Origin of the sequence: Embleya sp. NPDC127516, from assembly GCF_044765325.1 — a bacterium.
Lineage (GTDB): Bacteria > Actinomycetota > Actinomycetes > Streptomycetales > Streptomycetaceae > Embleya.
The window spans coordinates 564724-578875 of record NZ_JBIWJT010000004.1 but is presented as its reverse complement, the minus strand read 5'-3'; the positions used below and the strand labels follow the sequence as shown (position 1 = coordinate 578875).

Genomic DNA, 14152 nt, shown 5'->3' with positions numbered 1-14152 from the left:
TCCGGCCGACGTGGCGGGGCGATCCGGGGGCGGCGTCGCGCGTCGTGGCCCGGGCCCGGTGCGGCTCAGGGGGTGTCCGGGGCGTGTGCCGTGCCGTCGGCGTCGGTCACGGTACTAGCATCGAGCCATGACTATTCGTAGCGCAACGGCTCAGTGGCAGGGCACCCTCGTCGAGGGTGCCGGCACCATTCGCACCGGCAAGGGCGGCCTGGAGGGGGCCTATTCGTTCAAGTCCCGCTTCGAGGAGGGTGAGGGCACCAACCCCGAGGAACTGATCGGTGCCGCGCTCGCGGGCTGCTTCTCGATGGCCCTGGCCAAGGGTCTGGGCGACGCGGGCTTCCCGGCCACCTCGGTGGACACCACCGCCAAGGTGCACCTGGTCCAGGTCGACGGTGCCCCGACGGTGACCCGGATCGACCTGGAGACCGCCGTCGTGGCCGCCGGTATCGACGAGGCGGAGTTCCTCAAGATCGCGGACGTCACCAAGCAGAACTGCCCCATCTCCCGGCTGCTTTCGCCCGGCGCCGAGATCACCCTGACGGCTTCGCTGGGCTGACCTCACCCTTGAACGGCCCGGACGGCGAGGGCGTCGGCGATCCTTCGGTCCCCACCGCGACCGCAGGTGTGCCCCGACTCCCTCGCCGTCACGGCTCCGGCGGCAAACCGCCGCACCCGCAGGGCGACCGGCCGGGCACCCGGTGGCAGGAGGTCAACCCCTGCCGCTGCCGGCCGACGGCGCGAAACGCCCGATTATCCTGGCGCGATGGACTTCCTCGGTCGGATCACCGCCTCGCTGCGCACGCATCGGCCGCGCTGGGTGCGCATCCAGGCGCCGGACTCCTGGGGACGGTACGTCCGCCCCGAGACCGGGGAGGCGGCGTTCCACGTGGTGTTGCGCGGCGACGCCGTGCTGACCACGGCCGGCGGCGCACGACTGACACTGGGCGCGGGGGACGTGACCCTGGTGACCGGTGCCGGCGATCACCTCGTGTCGGGCGGGACCACGGTGGGAGGTCGCGCGTCGTGGCCGGCGCTGGACTTCGGCGACCGGCCGTACCGGCTGCTGCCGGAGGCGGACCCGGGCGCGACCCCGACCGCGCACGCCGTCCGGGAACCGACGTCGTTGCTGCTCAGTGGGGTGTTCCGGCTCGACGGCAAGGACGCGCACGCGCCGCCGGTGGAGTTGCCGGAGATGATTCGCCTGGCGGCGGGGCCCGAGCAGGAGGCGTCCGTACGCGGCGTGGTGGAACTGCTGCGCCACGAGGCGGCGCGGCCCGGGCCCGGCGACGGCGTCGCACCGGACCCGGGGGTCGACGCGGTCACCGGCACGCTGCTCGACACCCTCCTGTTGTGCGTCCTGCGCTCGTGGTCCCGCGAGCACGGCGCCCGCACCGGGTGGGGTCCGGCGGTGTACGACCCGGCGATCGGCCGGGTGCTGTGCGCGATGCACCGCAGCCCCGAACAGCCCTGGACCGTCGAGCGGCTGGGCGCGCTCGCCGACCTGCCGCGATCCACCTTCGCCCGGCGCTTCACCGAGTCGGTCGGCCGGCCGCCACTGGGCCATCTCACCCTGGTCCGGATGAACGCGGGCGCCGCGCTACTCCGGGACACCGACGAGCCGCTGAGCGCGGTGGCCCAATCCGTGGGCTACGCCTCGGAGTTCGCCTTCTCGACGGCCTTCAGGCGAGAGTTCGGGATCGCCCCCGGCGCCTACCGTCGGGAGCCGGGCATCCGCGTGGCCTAGGCGGTGCGTTCGACCCACGGTGCGCGACGCGCGCGTGCGGGCCGCCGCGCCGGCGGTGGAAACCCGGTCGCCCGGGCGTCGGACCGCCGGCACGATGGCCGGGTGCGCGTGGGAGTGGTCGGGCTGAGGATGGGTCTCCACCTGGCGAGTTGGTCTCGCCGGGTGGGGCTGGACGTGGTGGCGGCGTGTGATCGCGACCCCGAACGCCGAGCGGAGGCGCAGGCACGGCTCCCGGGCGTCGTGCTCACCGATCACTGGCGGGACCTGCTCGACCGGCGCTTGGACGGCGTGATCCTGGCCAACGACTTCGACGCGCACGCGCCGCTCGCCATGGCCTTCCTGGAGCGGGGCGTGCACGTACTGTCCGAGTCGGCCGCGTGCGTGAGCGAGAACGAGGGACGCCGGCTCGTCGACGCGGTCGAACGCTCCGACGCGACCTACTCGTTCGCCGAGAACTATGTGCTGCATCCGCACGTTCGCCTGCTGCGTCGGGTGGTCGAGGCCGGCGAGGTGGGTCGGATCTCCTTGATCGAGGCCGACTACCTGCACGGCATGGCGCCCGAGACGGTGGACGCGCTGATCGGCGACCCCGCGCATTGGCGCGGCCGGATCGCGCCGACCGCGTACTGCACGCACACGCTGTCTCCCGTGCTCGCGCTCACCGGCGAATGGCCGGTCGAGGTCTCGGCGTTCGTCGCGGACGAGGCCGACCCCGGGAGCGCGGTGGTGATGGTGGTGCGGCTGTCCGGCGGCGCGTTGGCGGTCACCCGGCACGGCTTCCTCCAGGGCGAGCCGGACAGCCACTGGAGTTGGGTCTCGGTACGCGGCAGCCGAGCCATGGCGGAGTCCGTCCGCGGGCCGGGCGAGCGGGCCTGGTCGGTGCGGGTGCGCTCCGAGGGATGGACCACCGCGGACGGGCGGACCCGGGACGAGGAACGAGTCCCGCCCACTCTCGCGCTCGGCCACGACAGCGTCGAACGCTCCGCCGAGGGCACCGTGCTCCTGCTGCAAGGCTTCCGGGCCACCATGGAGCGGGGCGAGCCGGCGTTGATCCCGGTCCGCCCGGCTGTCGCCGCCTCCCTGGTCGGCGTGGCCGGCGCCAGGTCGCTGCGCAACGGTTCCCGCCCGGAACCGGTGCCCGACTTCGCCGGCCCCGCCGCCGAGGGCTGACACGCGTGGCACACGACAACGGGCGTCCCGTACCGAAGCGCGAACTCGCCGCACATGCCGGCGCCGGTGGCGGGGCTGTCCCGGGCGGAGTCAGGAGGCGCCGGGGGCCGGGGGTTTGCGGGCCAGGAGGAACGCCTGCGGGCACGGTCGTACGCTCTCGCCGGCGATCGGTTCGCGGGTGGTCCGGGCCTGCATGGCCAAACCCGCGTCGGTCACCAGGTCGGCGATGACGTCCGGCCGGCGGCGGTGGAAGTCGAGGTTCACCGATCGACCGAACGCCTCGGTCATGCTCAGCGGCTCGTCCCCGACCTGGAAGGCGAGCAGAAGATAGCCGCCTGGGGCGAGCACGCGATGGAAACCCGCGAAGACGGCGGGCAGTTCCGCGATCGGGACGTGGATGGTCGAATACCACGCGACGAGACCACCGAGGCCGGCATCCGGGAGGTCCAGGTCGGTCATCGTGCCGACCTCGAAACGCAGGTCCGGGTACTCGCGTCGGGCCACCGCGATCATCTGCGGCGACAGGTCGATTCCGAACGCCTCCACGCCCAGGTCGCGCAGGTGCGCGGTGACCCGACCGGGTCCGCATCCGACGTCGGCCACGGGTCCGGCCTCGGCGCCCGACGCCCGCACGAGTTCGGCGAAGGCGGCGAGTTGGGCTCGATCCACGGGCTTGCTCGCGAGTTCGGTCCGGACGTAGTCCGTGTACTCGCCGGCGACGGCGTCATAGGACGTGCGGGTGGCACTCAGGAAGTCTGGTTCGATCACGGCCGCGCACTCTACTGCGGGCCTCCGACAACGCCGGACGGGCGCGTCCGAGTCACACGACGGCGCCGGAATTCGTCAAAGCGTCGGGAGGCCGCTTCCCCCCTTCACCACTTCCCCGCCGGCCTCCCCTTCCACCGGCCCTGTCGTCCCCGACGACGACGCTCGACGAAGCGAGGAATCCCGTGCGCGGCAAGGTCTTCCGACACGACATGACGATGGTGTTCGCGATCCACGACGCGCTGCGCCGCGACCTGGAGCGGATCGCCCGGATCGCCGCCCGCACGGACGAGGACCCGTGGCACATCCTGCGGGTGACCACCGGCTGGGACCTGTTCCGCCGGTACCTGCGGGTCCATCTCGGTGCCGAGGACGAGCTGCTGTGGCCGGTGGTCCGCAGGGCTTTGGCCGATCGGCCGGCGGAACTGGGCACGATCGCCGTGATGGAGGCCGAACACGCCACGTTCGACCCGCTCCTGGATGCCATCGACGCGGCGCTGGCCGACCACGACCGGGGCCGGCAGCGGCTCGGCGATCTGCTCGACGGGCTGATCGGCGGGTTGCGCGGGCATCTGGCGCATGAGGAGGACGAGGCGCTGCCGCTGGTCGACGCGGTCGCCACCACCGAGCAGTGGCGCCGCTTCGAGGCCGAGCACGGCCGGCGGATCGGCTCCGGCACGTGCCGCTACCTGCCGTGGCTGCTCGACGGCGCGAGTACGGAGCATGCCACGACCATTCTCGGCCAGTTGCCGGAGTCCCTCCGCCCGACCTACCTGAACCTGTGGCAACCGGCCTACGCCGCCCAGGACGCGTGGGGCACCCGCGGCCGATCGGGCGCGTAGGCGGAACCTACGGCGGAACGTGCGGCGGAATGTGCGAACGCTTGTCCGCTTGCGCGGCGCCCCGGCCCTGAGTTCACTGATTGCAAGGGCAACAGAAGCGGAGCCGGGGCGACTCCGCTCGAGGGCTTCTGGCCGACTCGGCGCGTGCGCCTGTTCGACGAGGCGTGTCGATAGGTCACGCCCGCGTGTCGTCGCCCGTGTGCGTGGCCGTCCCGCGTCCGAACCCGCCCGGTTCGCGCGGCAACCCCGGTTCCGGGTGGGTCCCTCGCACCATCAGCCGAAGAACTCCCGCATGTCCGTCACCGATGAACTGCCGGCCGACAACGCCGCCTACGTCGAGAGCTTCACCGGCCCCCTGCCCCTGCCACCCGCCAAACACGTCGCCGTGGTCGCGTGCATGGACGCGCGGCTGAACGTGTACGCGATCCTCGGCCCGAACGAGGGCGACACACACGTCATCCGCAACGCGGGCGGCGTGGTCACCGAGGACGAGCCTCGCTCGCCGGCGCTCAGCCGGCGACTGCTCGGCACCGAGGAGATCATCCCGATCCACCACACCGATTGCGGAATGCCGACCTTCGACGACGACGGCCTCAAGGGCGCCATCCTGGCCGAGACCGGCATCAAGCCCGCCTGGGCGAGCGAGGCGTTCACCGACCTGGACACCGACGTGCGCCAGTCGATCGGCCGGATCAAGGCCGACCCGTTCTTCGTGCACAAGGACCGGATCCGAGGCTTCGTCTTCGACGTGGCCACCGGCAAGCTGAACGAGGTCGCGTAGGAGTCCACGAGACGCCCGTCCGTCGGCAGCGGTGCCGACGGACGGGCGGGGCATGGAAGCCACGCGCTAGTTCTGCGGATCGAGCACCCGGGTGCCGGCGGCCACCATCCGGGTCGGGCCGTCCGGGAGCGATCGGAGGGAGCGGATCGGGGAGCAGAAGACCGGGAGGAAGCCCACCGACAGGCAGGCGCCGCCGACCCAGATCGCGGTGTGGACGCCGGCGAACTGGCCGATCAGTGCCGCCGCCATCGCGCCGATCGCGGACGCGCCGGTGAGCAGGCAGCGGAAGGTCGCGTTCATCCGGCCGAGCATCGCGTCGGGGGTCAGGCGCTGGCGCAGGCTGACCCCGAGGACGTTGTCCATGCCCATTTTGGCGGTGGCCAGGAACCAGCCCAGGCCGGCGACCACGAGCCACGGGCCGCGATCGAGCAGCGGGATCAGCAGCCCGGCGGGGGCCAGGCACAGTCCGGCCAGGCCCAGCGTGCGGCCGAACCCGAGCCGGCCCGAGATCGGCCGGGCGCAACGCGCGCCGACCAGGATGCCCAGGCCGCCGAGCGCCAGGTACAGGCCCAAGGCACCCGCGGGCAGCCCCAGTTCCCGAACGAACACCACCGGCAGCAGCACGTTGACCAGTTGCGAGCCGAAGTTGGTGAGCGCGGCGGTGGCGGCGAGGGCACGCAGTTCCGGTGTGTGACCCACATGCCGCAATCCATCGGCGATCTCGGTGCGCAGTCGGCGTTCGGGGCCGCCCGTCGTGGTCGGTGCGCCGTCCGCGCGGATTCGGGTCAGGCCCAGGCCGGAGGCGAGATAGCCGACGGCGGTGCACACCAACGCGGCCGGGGCCGCGACCAGTTGGATCAGGAAGCCGCCCGCGCTGCGGCCGGCGATGTTGGCGGTCGCCATCAGGCTGACCATGGCGGCGTTGGCCGATACCAACGCCTCGCGGCCGACCAGGTGCGGCAGGAAGCTTTGCGATCCGACGTCGAAGAACACCGTGGCGCAGCCGTTGAGCAGGACCACCGCGTACAACTGGGGCAGCGTCAACGCGTCCAGCCACCAGGCCACCGGTATCGAGGCGATCAGCGCGGCGCGGATCAGGTCGGCGAACATCATCACCCGGCGGCGGCGCATCCGGTCCACCCACGCGCCCACGGGCAGGCCGATCAGCAGGAAGGCGACGGTGCCGAGCGCGGCGAGCGCACCCACCTGGCCGGGGCTCGCGTCCAGGGCCGCGACGGCGATCAGCGGGATGGCGACATAGCCCATGTTGGTGCCCAGTTCGCTGAGCGCCGCCGCGGTGAACAGTGTGCGGAAATCGGCGATGCGCCAGGGGGAGTGCGGTTGGCTCATTGCGGCAGCTTGGCGCGCCCCACCGAGCGCACCCAATGATTTAGCCTGGGCTTAATGATCGAGATCGAGTTCACTCCGGAGGACGTGGCCCGCACCCGCTTCGTCGTCTCCCCGCTGTGGGAGGTGATCGCGAGCGTGCGGATGCTCAAGGGTGCCGACGAACAGGGCATCCACCGCGCCTGGACGGATCAGGTCCGCGGGCGCCTGGCCGCCGCGAAGGTGGACCTGACGCCGCTCACCGATCTGATCCCGGTACCGACCCGGGCCCTCGCGGGCTTCCTGTGCCCGCCGCCGACCACGCCGCTGACCTCGCTGGAGGTCGAGCTCGCCACGCTGCGCGCCACGCCGCTCGATTTGCTGCGCACCACCTCGGACGTCGTGCCGGAGCGGATCGCCGCGCTTCGGGCCGACCCCGAGCGCGAGTTGGCGCGGTTGGCCGAGACCATCCAGGCGTACTGGGAGTTGGCGCTCGCGCCGTACTGGCCGCGGATCCTGACCTTCCTGGAGGGGGACATCCTGTTCCGGGCGAGGCGGCTGGTCGAGGGTGGCGCGCGCAGCCTGTTCAACGACCTGGATCCACAGGTCACCTGGGACGCGGGCACGCTCCAGGTGCGGAACCGCTTCGCGTGCGGTCGGCGCACGCTGGACGGGCGGGGGCTGCTGCTGGTGCCGTCGGCGTTCGTCTGGCCGAGGGTGTTCTCGGTACTGGACGGACGGTGGCAGCCCACGCTGCGCTATCCGCCGCGCGGCATCGGCACGTTGTGGTCCACGCCCGCCCGGCCGGTCACGCCCGACGCGCTCGCCGGCGTCCTGGGCCGCTCCCGCGCCACGCTCGTGGCCGAGCTCGTCACGCCGGCCTCGACCACGGACCTGGCCCGACGTACCGGCCTGACCCCGGGCGGCGTCTCGCAACACCTGTCCGCGCTGCGCGCGGCCGGCCTGGTCGCCGCCCACCGCGCCGGCCGGGTGGTGCTGTACGCCCGCACCCAGGCGGCGGAAACCCTGCTGGCGGCGGCGCGCTCGACGTAACGGTCCGCCGGGTACCGGTCCGGTGTCTTCGAAACGTTGGCGGGTTTTCCGCACCGCAGGCCCGGACAACCGCGTACGCTCTCGATGCTGTCCGCCGTCACCATGATCCACTTCTCACGTCCCACCGTGTCGAAAGCGAGCCCGACGGTGCCCACGCTCCCCTGGACCACCCAGAATCCGGCCACCCCCGGGACCCGGGCGCTCGTAATGGCCTCGCGCTTCGAGGTCCGCTCGGCCAAGGACGTACCGAAGTTCTTCCTGAAGTCGCTGTCCGCCTGGCGCCAGGTGAAGTCCGCGCCGGGAGCCGTCGGGGCCTCGCTGATCGCCCAGCCGCTCAAGCGGGTCTTCTTCACGCTGTCCGCCTGGGAGAGCCGCGAGGCGCTGGACACCTTCGTCCGGACCGAGCCGCACCGCGGCATCATGGGCACGCTGCGGCCGACCATGCGCACGTCGACCTTCACCTTCTGGGAAGTCCCGGTCGAGGACCTGCCGATCGCCTGGCCGGTCGCCCGGGAACACCTGGCCGAGCAGGAGCGCCGCAACGGCACCGGAGCGGTCGGGCCGGCCGGCTCCTGATCGACCGGGCGCCGAAGCGGACGAACGCGCCTGCGGGTGCCCTGGGCAGGGCCCGGTGCCCGGGGCGGCACTAGGCACCGCCGGGTGGGGCCTGCTCTCCCGCCGGCGGTTCCCAGCCGCGCGCAAGAATGTCGAAGATCGCCTCGACGGCGGCACGGCGATCCTGTCGGGCGCGCATGAGTGCCGGGATCTCCAGCACGAAGCGGGCAAGCGCCACGCATGCGACGTCGTCGTGGTCCACGCCGATCTCGTCGGCGATGGCCGCGCCGAGGGCGTCGGTGTGCCGGGTCCACATGCGTTCGCCATACGCGCGGAGCACCGGCGTGGAGTCCACCAGGCCGGCGAAATCGGCAAGTCGCGGATCCGCCGCGAGCGGCAGCCAGGTGTCGCGGAAGTGCTGCCGCAGGGCGTCGACGACGTTCCGCCCGACGGCTCGCTGCCGCACCGCGGCGATCAGTTGTGATTCCCGGTCCTCGGCCCGGTCGAAGACCAGCGCCTCCTTGCCGCTGAAGTGCTTGAACACCGTTGTTGTGGACACGTCGGCCGCGTCGGCGACGTCGCGAACGCCGGCACGGTCGACGACGCCATCCGCGTCTACGAGAAGAGCATGTTCCCCCGCTCCACCGAGACGGCCGAGGCCCTCGTAGGCGCTGCCGAGCACCTGCTGTCCGCCGGCGTACCGGACTTCGGCAACGAGTGGGGCGACCGGCGCTGAGCGCTGAGCCGCACGCCGCGTTCGACGGCGTCGTCGCCCGACACGACGCGCTGCGCGCCCCATTCCGGAGCACCCGCCGTCAAGTCCCCTCCCATCCCGCTCCGTTCCGTGCCGCGAGCACGCCGGAAGCAGGCGGCCGACGGCCGGGTCAGGTCGGCCAGCAACGCATCGCGAGGGTGGCGACGTGTTCCAGGGTCTCCCGGGTGACGCCGTCCACGGCCTGGGTGGACATGCCCTGGATCACGGCCGCGTAGTAGGTGGCGAGGGCGTCGGCGTCGGTGTCGGCGGGCAGTCGGCCGGCCGTGATGTCGGTGCTGATCTTGGCACGCATCCCCGCCTTGGCCGCCTCACGCAGCCCGCGCAGTTCGGCCTTGACCTCCTCGGCCGCCGACGTGCAGTTGACGGCCGCGGTGATCACCATGCACCCCGGCGGATGGCCGGGCTCGGTATACGCGTCGGCCAGCGCGAACAGCAGGCGTTCCATGGCGAGGCGCGCGTCCGGCTCGGCGGCGATCACGTCACCGGCGACCGCGCCGTAGGTGACCCCGTAACGCTGGATGGCCTCGCTGAACAGTCGGCGCTTGTCGCCGAAGGCGGCGTACAGGCTGGGCGGCTTGATGCCCATCGCGGCGGTCAGCCCGGCCACCGAGGTCGCCTCGTAGCCGTGTTGCCAGAACTCGAGCACCGCGCGGTCCAGCGCGGCTTCGCGGTCGAAGCCGCGCGGACGGCCCGGGGCACTGGTAGAGGACATGCGGCCATTGTATAGCGCTCACTATGAAACCGGAGGATCTCTGTTACGGTCAGATTCGTAGCGACCGCTACATAATCGACGTCCAGCCGGGGAGCCCGCATGTCCACGCCCACCCTCGCCCTGCCCACACCCACCTACGCCCGTACCGTCCTGGGCTCGGGCCCCGGCCTGCTGATCGCGCACGGCGCGGGCGGCGGCATCGCCGCCAACTACGGACCGATCCTGACCGGCCTGGCCGCGGCCCACACCGTGGTCGGCGTCGACCTCCCCGGCGCCGGCGAGACCCCGCGCGCCGACGCACCCCTCGAACTGGACCACCTCGCCGACCAGTTGGTCGCCGCCGGAGTGGCCGAGGGCCTGGACACCTTCGCGGTCTCCGGCTACTCGCTCGGCAGCGCGGTGGCCATACGCGCCGCGACGCGCCATCCCGAGCGGGTCACCGCACTGGTGCTCACCGCGCCCTTCGCGCACGCCGATCACCGCCTGCGCCTGGCCGCGCGGGTCTGGCGCGGGTTGTACGAATCCGGCGACCGCGCGACGTTGGCCGCGTACCTGACCCCGCTCGCGCTCGGCCCGGCCGCGCTGGCCGCGCTCTCCCCGGAGGAGTTGGCCGCCGTCCTGCGGATGACCTCGCAGACCCCGCCGCCCGGCACGCCCGAGCACACCGAGCTGGTCGAACGGTTGGACGTACGCGCCGACCTGACCGCCATCGAGGTACCGGCCCTGGTCGTGTCCACGACGGGTGACCGACTGGTCGAGCCGAACCACCATCGGGATGTCGCGGCCGGCCTGCGCGACGCGCGCGTGGTCGAACTCGACACGGGCCACCTGCCGTTCGCCGAACGCCCGGCGGAGTGGCAGACCGCGATCGTCGACTTCCTCGATGGGATCGGGGCGGCGGAGGGCATCACGGGTGATCGCCGCGAAGCGTCGAGCCGTCACACCTCCGGATAGGGCCTCGCCCATTCCTCGGCCGGCAGGCGAAGCGCGTTGGCCACGTAGGCGATCGTGCGGTACCACCCCGCCAGAACCAGGACCTCCACGATCTGCGGCTCCTCGAACAGCGCGCGCAGGGCGGCCCAGGTCGAGTCGGTGAGGTCCGCACCGTCGTGCAGTTCGTCGACCACGCGCACCAGGATCGCCTGCCGCTCGGTCCAGGCGCCGGCGTCGTCGTGCACCGTGGCCCGAAGCTGACGGGCGGTCAGGCCGACCCGCTCGCCGAACACCTCGGCGTGCACGCCCCATTCGTACGCGCAACCGGCCCGCGCGCACACCCGCTGCACCAGCGTCTCGCGCTCGGCGGCGGGCAGCGTGCCGTGTACCAACAACCCGGAGCCGAGCACGCGCATGCGCGAGGCCAGTTCGGGATGGTGCTCCAGCACCCGGAACAGCGCGAGCGGCTGGCGCTCGCGGGCGGGCCCCATCCAACGGGACAACGCCGCCTCGGTCTCGGCGGGATAGGGCGGCGACAGCGGGGTGATCCGCGACATGGGCGCACTCCTCCACTCGGACGGCCACTCGGATGACGATGGCCACTCGGTGCTTCGCTTTCGAAAGCACTATGCTGCTTTCGAAAGCGAAGCACAAGGAGCAGGGGTGCGCACATGGGCGGCGATACCGACGACGAACAGGGTGTTCCCCGGCCGGGCGCCCCGGTCCGGGGCTCGACCACCGGGCGGGCTTCGATGGCCGCGCTCGACCTGCTCGGCCGGCGCTGGATCCTGCGGGTGATCTGGGAACTGAGCCGGGAACCGGCGGGCTTCCGAGCCCTGCAACGCCGCTGCGACGACATGTCCTCCAGCGTGCTCGACAACCGCCTCCGCGACCTGGTCGACGCCCGAATCGCCATCCGGGACGAAGCCGGCCAATACGGACTGACCCCTCTGGGCACCGACCTCGTCGAAGCCCTGGACCCCCTCCTGGCCTGGTCGAACACCTGGGCCCGGGAATTGGGGAACGACTGAGAGGGACCCGTGGCCGCGACAGGACCGCGGATCGAGTGCACGTGCGGACCCGAGCGGTGCCGCCGCACCGGCGGGCGAGTCGCCTCGACCGGTCCTGCGATGCGCCCGGGCTCAGTCCAGGTCGTGCAGCATCACGTCGCTGATCCTGCCCGCGTCGGCGGTCAGCGTCATATAGGTGTGGTGCGGCTGCCGGCGTCGGTCGGTGGGCGAGCCGGGGTTGAGCAGGCGCAGTCCGGTGTCGGTGACCGTGTCCCACGGAATGTGGCTGTGCCCGAACACGAGTACGTCCACGTCGGGATAGCGCGCCGCGCACCGCCGTTCCCGACCCTCCGCCGGACCCGTCTCGTGCACGACGGCGAACCGTACGCCGCCCAGTTCGACCCGTGCCACCTCCGGCAAGCGGCTGCGCAGATCCGGCCCGTCGTTGTTGCCGTAGACGCCGATCACGCGACGCGAGTGCGCCTCGAACAGGTCCAGCGCGTCCCCGTCGACCCAATCACCCGCATGGATCACGACGTCGACGGCCGCCATCTCGGCGAGCAACCGCTCGGGAACGGCCTTGGCGCGTTGGGGCACGTGCGTGTCGGACGTGAGAAGAACTCGCATACCTCCCACAGTACGAGCCGAGACGCCGTAGAGGACGCCACCGTGCGGGAAAGCTCCGCAATTCCGGCCGAAGCGCGGGAGTTCGGGATGACGACCGACGCGCGAGCCGTGCGATGGTCGCCCGTGCACAGGTCGGCGACCTGCGTAGCGCTGCTGCCTACACTCCGAACCCATGACCTCGACAACGCACGCCGCGGCCGACTCGCATCGGGCCACGGAGCACGTTCTCAACCTCCCCTCCGAGTCCGCGGCACGTACTGCGGCAAAGGAACTGGCCGCCCTGGGACACCTCCTGGTCGCGGTCCGGGTCGCCGATGAGCGGGCGAGAGCCTGGGAGCGGTTGCCGGCGGACACCGACGATCGTCACCGCCACCCGGCAGCACCGCCGCACAGTCCCGTCGATGCGTCGATACGAGCCGGGTGCGCGGCGGGCCGTCGGTGGGTTCGGGGGATCAGGTCGTCGGTGTGACCTTTGCCAGGCCGACCGGGGCGTCGGGGTTGGCGCCGCGGTGGAGGGCGAAGGTCCGGGCGAGGCATTGCAGGTGCGCCGTGGTGGCGATGGCGCGGGCCGATTCGGAGTGCAGGTCGGCGAGTTCGGGCGAAACCATCGCGTACGGTATGCCGTCGGCCACCAGGCGCGCGCGCAGGGCGGCGATGTCCGGGGCGGTCGGACCGCCGAGGTCGACCAGCAGGACCGGCACCCGGTCGCCGAGCGCCGCGATCGGCCCGTGCAGCAGGTCGGCGACCGAGATGCCCTCGGCGAACACCCCCGACGTCTCCCGGATCTTGAGCGCGCCCTCCAGCGCCACCGCGCCGCCGAGGCCGCGGCCGGCCACCACCAGGCGGTCGTGGTGCGCCCAGTCCGCGGCAAGCACCTCGCACTCGGCGGCGCCGGCCAGGACCCGGTCCACCGCCTCCGGGAGGCGGCCCAGATCGGCGAGGTCCGCGACCGTCGACGGCAACGGGCCGAGTGCGAGGGCGATGCCGATCATGGCCAGGAACTGGGCGGTGACCGTCTTCGTGGCCGGGACCGCGACCTCGGTGCCCGCGTCGGTCGCGACGAGCACGTGCGCCTCGGCCGCGAGCACGCTGTCCGCCTCGTTGGTGACCGCCACCACCCGGGCACCCCGTTCGCGCGCGGCCCGGACGGCGGTGACGATCTCCGGCGTACGACCGGACTGGCTCAACGCGGTGACCAGATAGCCGGTGTAGTCGGTGCGCGCGTCGTAACGGGTGACCAGGCTCGGCGCGGCGAGGCCGGCGGGACGTCCGGACGCCATCTCGTACAGGTAGCGGCCGAACACCGCGGCGTTGTCCGAGGATCCGCGCGCGACCAGCACGGCCCCGTGCGGCGGCGTCGGGAGCGCGGCCCGAATCGCCGCGCCGACTTCCGGCAGCCGCGCGACCAACCGGCGCAGCACGTCGGGCTGTTCGGCCATCTCGGCGGCCATCACCGAACCGGGGGCGGGAAGGGTGGAGGGAGCGATGTTCGTCATGTTCATCCCATCGTTCGACTTCGGGTCACGACCTTCTTCACCACGCTGTTCCGGGCCGTGCGGACTTGTGCGGAACGCGAGTCGTGCGGGTCTTGCGCATCCCGCGAATCGTGCGCTCTCGTGCGTCACGCGAGTGGTGCCGATCGCGCGAGTCCTCCGGGTCGCGCACGTCGCGCGGGTCGTACGTTCCGTGTCGGTCGCGCGGGCCACCTGCGCCACGCGGACCACGCCGGCCACGTCCTTCACGTGATCGACGTGATCGACGGACGTGATCGACGTGATCGACGTGATCGACGTGATCGACGTGATCCGGGCGACTCACGTGATTCCCCCACGACCACCGCCGTTTCGAGCCACGCCGCC

The 14152-nt window shown here is 72.3% G+C and carries 15 protein-coding genes and 1 pseudogene; 9 read left to right on the top strand and 7 right to left on the bottom strand.

From position 1 onward, the window contains the following. Positions 1-127: 127 nt before the first annotated feature. The 3 genes from ACIRL2_RS10565 (at position 128) to ACIRL2_RS10555 (ending at position 2914) form a co-directional block, all read left to right on the top strand. Positions 128-556: an OsmC family peroxiredoxin gene (locus tag ACIRL2_RS10565; RefSeq protein WP_395859091.1), complete on the top strand. Its 429-nt coding sequence runs from the start codon at positions 128-130 to the stop codon at positions 554-556. A gap of 207 nt (positions 557-763) precedes the next feature. After that, positions 764-1744: an AraC family transcriptional regulator gene (locus tag ACIRL2_RS10560; RefSeq protein ID WP_402231521.1), complete on the top strand. Its 981-nt coding sequence runs from the start codon at positions 764-766 to the stop codon at positions 1742-1744. A 102-nt stretch (positions 1745-1846) separates the two neighbouring features. Then, positions 1847-2914, top strand: a complete 1068-nt coding sequence (locus ACIRL2_RS10555; RefSeq protein ID WP_402231519.1) for a Gfo/Idh/MocA family protein — start codon at positions 1847-1849, stop codon at positions 2912-2914. A gap of 90 nt (positions 2915-3004) precedes the next feature. On the opposite strand, the gene ACIRL2_RS10550 is transcribed toward ACIRL2_RS10555, so the two are convergent. Next, positions 3005-3682, bottom strand: a complete 678-nt coding sequence (locus ACIRL2_RS10550) for a class I SAM-dependent methyltransferase (protein ID WP_402231517.1) — start codon at positions 3680-3682, stop codon at positions 3005-3007. A 182-nt stretch (positions 3683-3864) separates the two neighbouring features. On the opposite strand from ACIRL2_RS10550, the gene ACIRL2_RS10545 reads away from it, so the two are divergent. Further along, positions 3865-4521 carry a hemerythrin domain-containing protein gene (locus ACIRL2_RS10545; RefSeq protein WP_402231515.1) on the top strand — a complete coding sequence of 219 codons (657 nt, stop codon included), beginning with the start codon at positions 3865-3867 and terminating at the stop codon, positions 4519-4521. A gap of 292 nt (positions 4522-4813) precedes the next feature. Continuing rightward, positions 4814-5302 (top strand): beta-class carbonic anhydrase, encoded by a 489-nt coding sequence (locus ACIRL2_RS10540; RefSeq protein WP_402231513.1) that lies wholly within the window; start codon positions 4814-4816, stop codon positions 5300-5302. A 66-nt stretch (positions 5303-5368) separates the two neighbouring features. Here the strand turns inward: ACIRL2_RS10540 and ACIRL2_RS10535 are convergent, their stop codons facing one another. Further along, complete coding sequence (locus tag ACIRL2_RS10535; protein ID WP_402231511.1) at positions 5369-6652, bottom strand: MFS transporter; 1284 nt, start codon at positions 6650-6652, stop codon at positions 5369-5371. Between the two features lie 54 nt (positions 6653-6706). Here ACIRL2_RS10535 and ACIRL2_RS10530 point away from each other — a divergent pair, with 54 nt between their 5' ends. Together ACIRL2_RS10530 and ACIRL2_RS10525 are read left to right on the top strand one after the other, a co-directional pair. Then, complete coding sequence (locus ACIRL2_RS10530; RefSeq protein WP_395859084.1) at positions 6707-7681, top strand: DUF5937 family protein; 975 nt, start codon at positions 6707-6709, stop codon at positions 7679-7681. Between the two features lie 147 nt (positions 7682-7828). Then, entirely contained in the window at positions 7829-8257 is a 429-nt protein-coding gene (locus ACIRL2_RS10525; RefSeq protein WP_402231509.1) for a DUF3291 domain-containing protein, read from the top strand. A gap of 70 nt (positions 8258-8327) precedes the next feature. Here ACIRL2_RS10525 and ACIRL2_RS10520 read toward each other — a convergent pair. Both ACIRL2_RS10520 and ACIRL2_RS10515 read right to left on the bottom strand, forming a co-directional pair. Then, a pseudogene (locus ACIRL2_RS10520) lies at positions 8328-8834 on the bottom strand (TetR/AcrR family transcriptional regulator); the annotation flags it as partial. Positions 8835-9120: 286 nt separating this feature from the next. Continuing rightward, positions 9121-9723 carry a TetR/AcrR family transcriptional regulator gene (locus ACIRL2_RS10515; protein ID WP_395859083.1) on the bottom strand — a complete coding sequence of 201 codons (603 nt, stop codon included), beginning with the start codon at positions 9721-9723 and terminating at the stop codon, positions 9121-9123. Between the two features lie 99 nt (positions 9724-9822). On the opposite strand from ACIRL2_RS10515, the gene ACIRL2_RS10510 reads away from it, so the two are divergent. Next, positions 9823-10677, top strand: coding sequence for an alpha/beta fold hydrolase (locus tag ACIRL2_RS10510; RefSeq protein WP_402231507.1), 855 nt, complete (start codon positions 9823-9825; stop codon positions 10675-10677). Here the strand turns inward: ACIRL2_RS10510 and ACIRL2_RS10505 are convergent. After that, positions 10662-11213, bottom strand: coding sequence for a carboxymuconolactone decarboxylase family protein (locus ACIRL2_RS10505; RefSeq protein WP_395859081.1), 552 nt, complete (start codon positions 11211-11213; stop codon positions 10662-10664). The genes ACIRL2_RS10510 and ACIRL2_RS10505 overlap by 16 nt on opposite strands. Positions 11214-11327: 114 nt before the next feature. Here ACIRL2_RS10505 and ACIRL2_RS10500 point away from each other — a divergent pair, with 114 nt between their 5' ends. Further along, positions 11328-11687 (top strand): winged helix-turn-helix transcriptional regulator, encoded by a 360-nt coding sequence (locus tag ACIRL2_RS10500; protein ID WP_395859080.1) that lies wholly within the window; start codon positions 11328-11330, stop codon positions 11685-11687. A 111-nt stretch (positions 11688-11798) separates the two neighbouring features. Here ACIRL2_RS10500 and ACIRL2_RS10495 read toward each other — a convergent pair whose 3' ends face one another. After that, positions 11799-12293 (bottom strand): metallophosphoesterase family protein, encoded by a 495-nt coding sequence (locus tag ACIRL2_RS10495; RefSeq protein WP_402231504.1) that lies wholly within the window; start codon positions 12291-12293, stop codon positions 11799-11801. A 452-nt stretch (positions 12294-12745) separates the two neighbouring features. Then, a complete protein-coding gene (locus tag ACIRL2_RS10490) occupies positions 12746-13789 on the bottom strand; it encodes an SIS domain-containing protein (protein WP_402231502.1) in 1044 nt (347 codons plus the stop codon). Between the last annotated feature and the right edge of the window lie 363 nt (positions 13790-14152).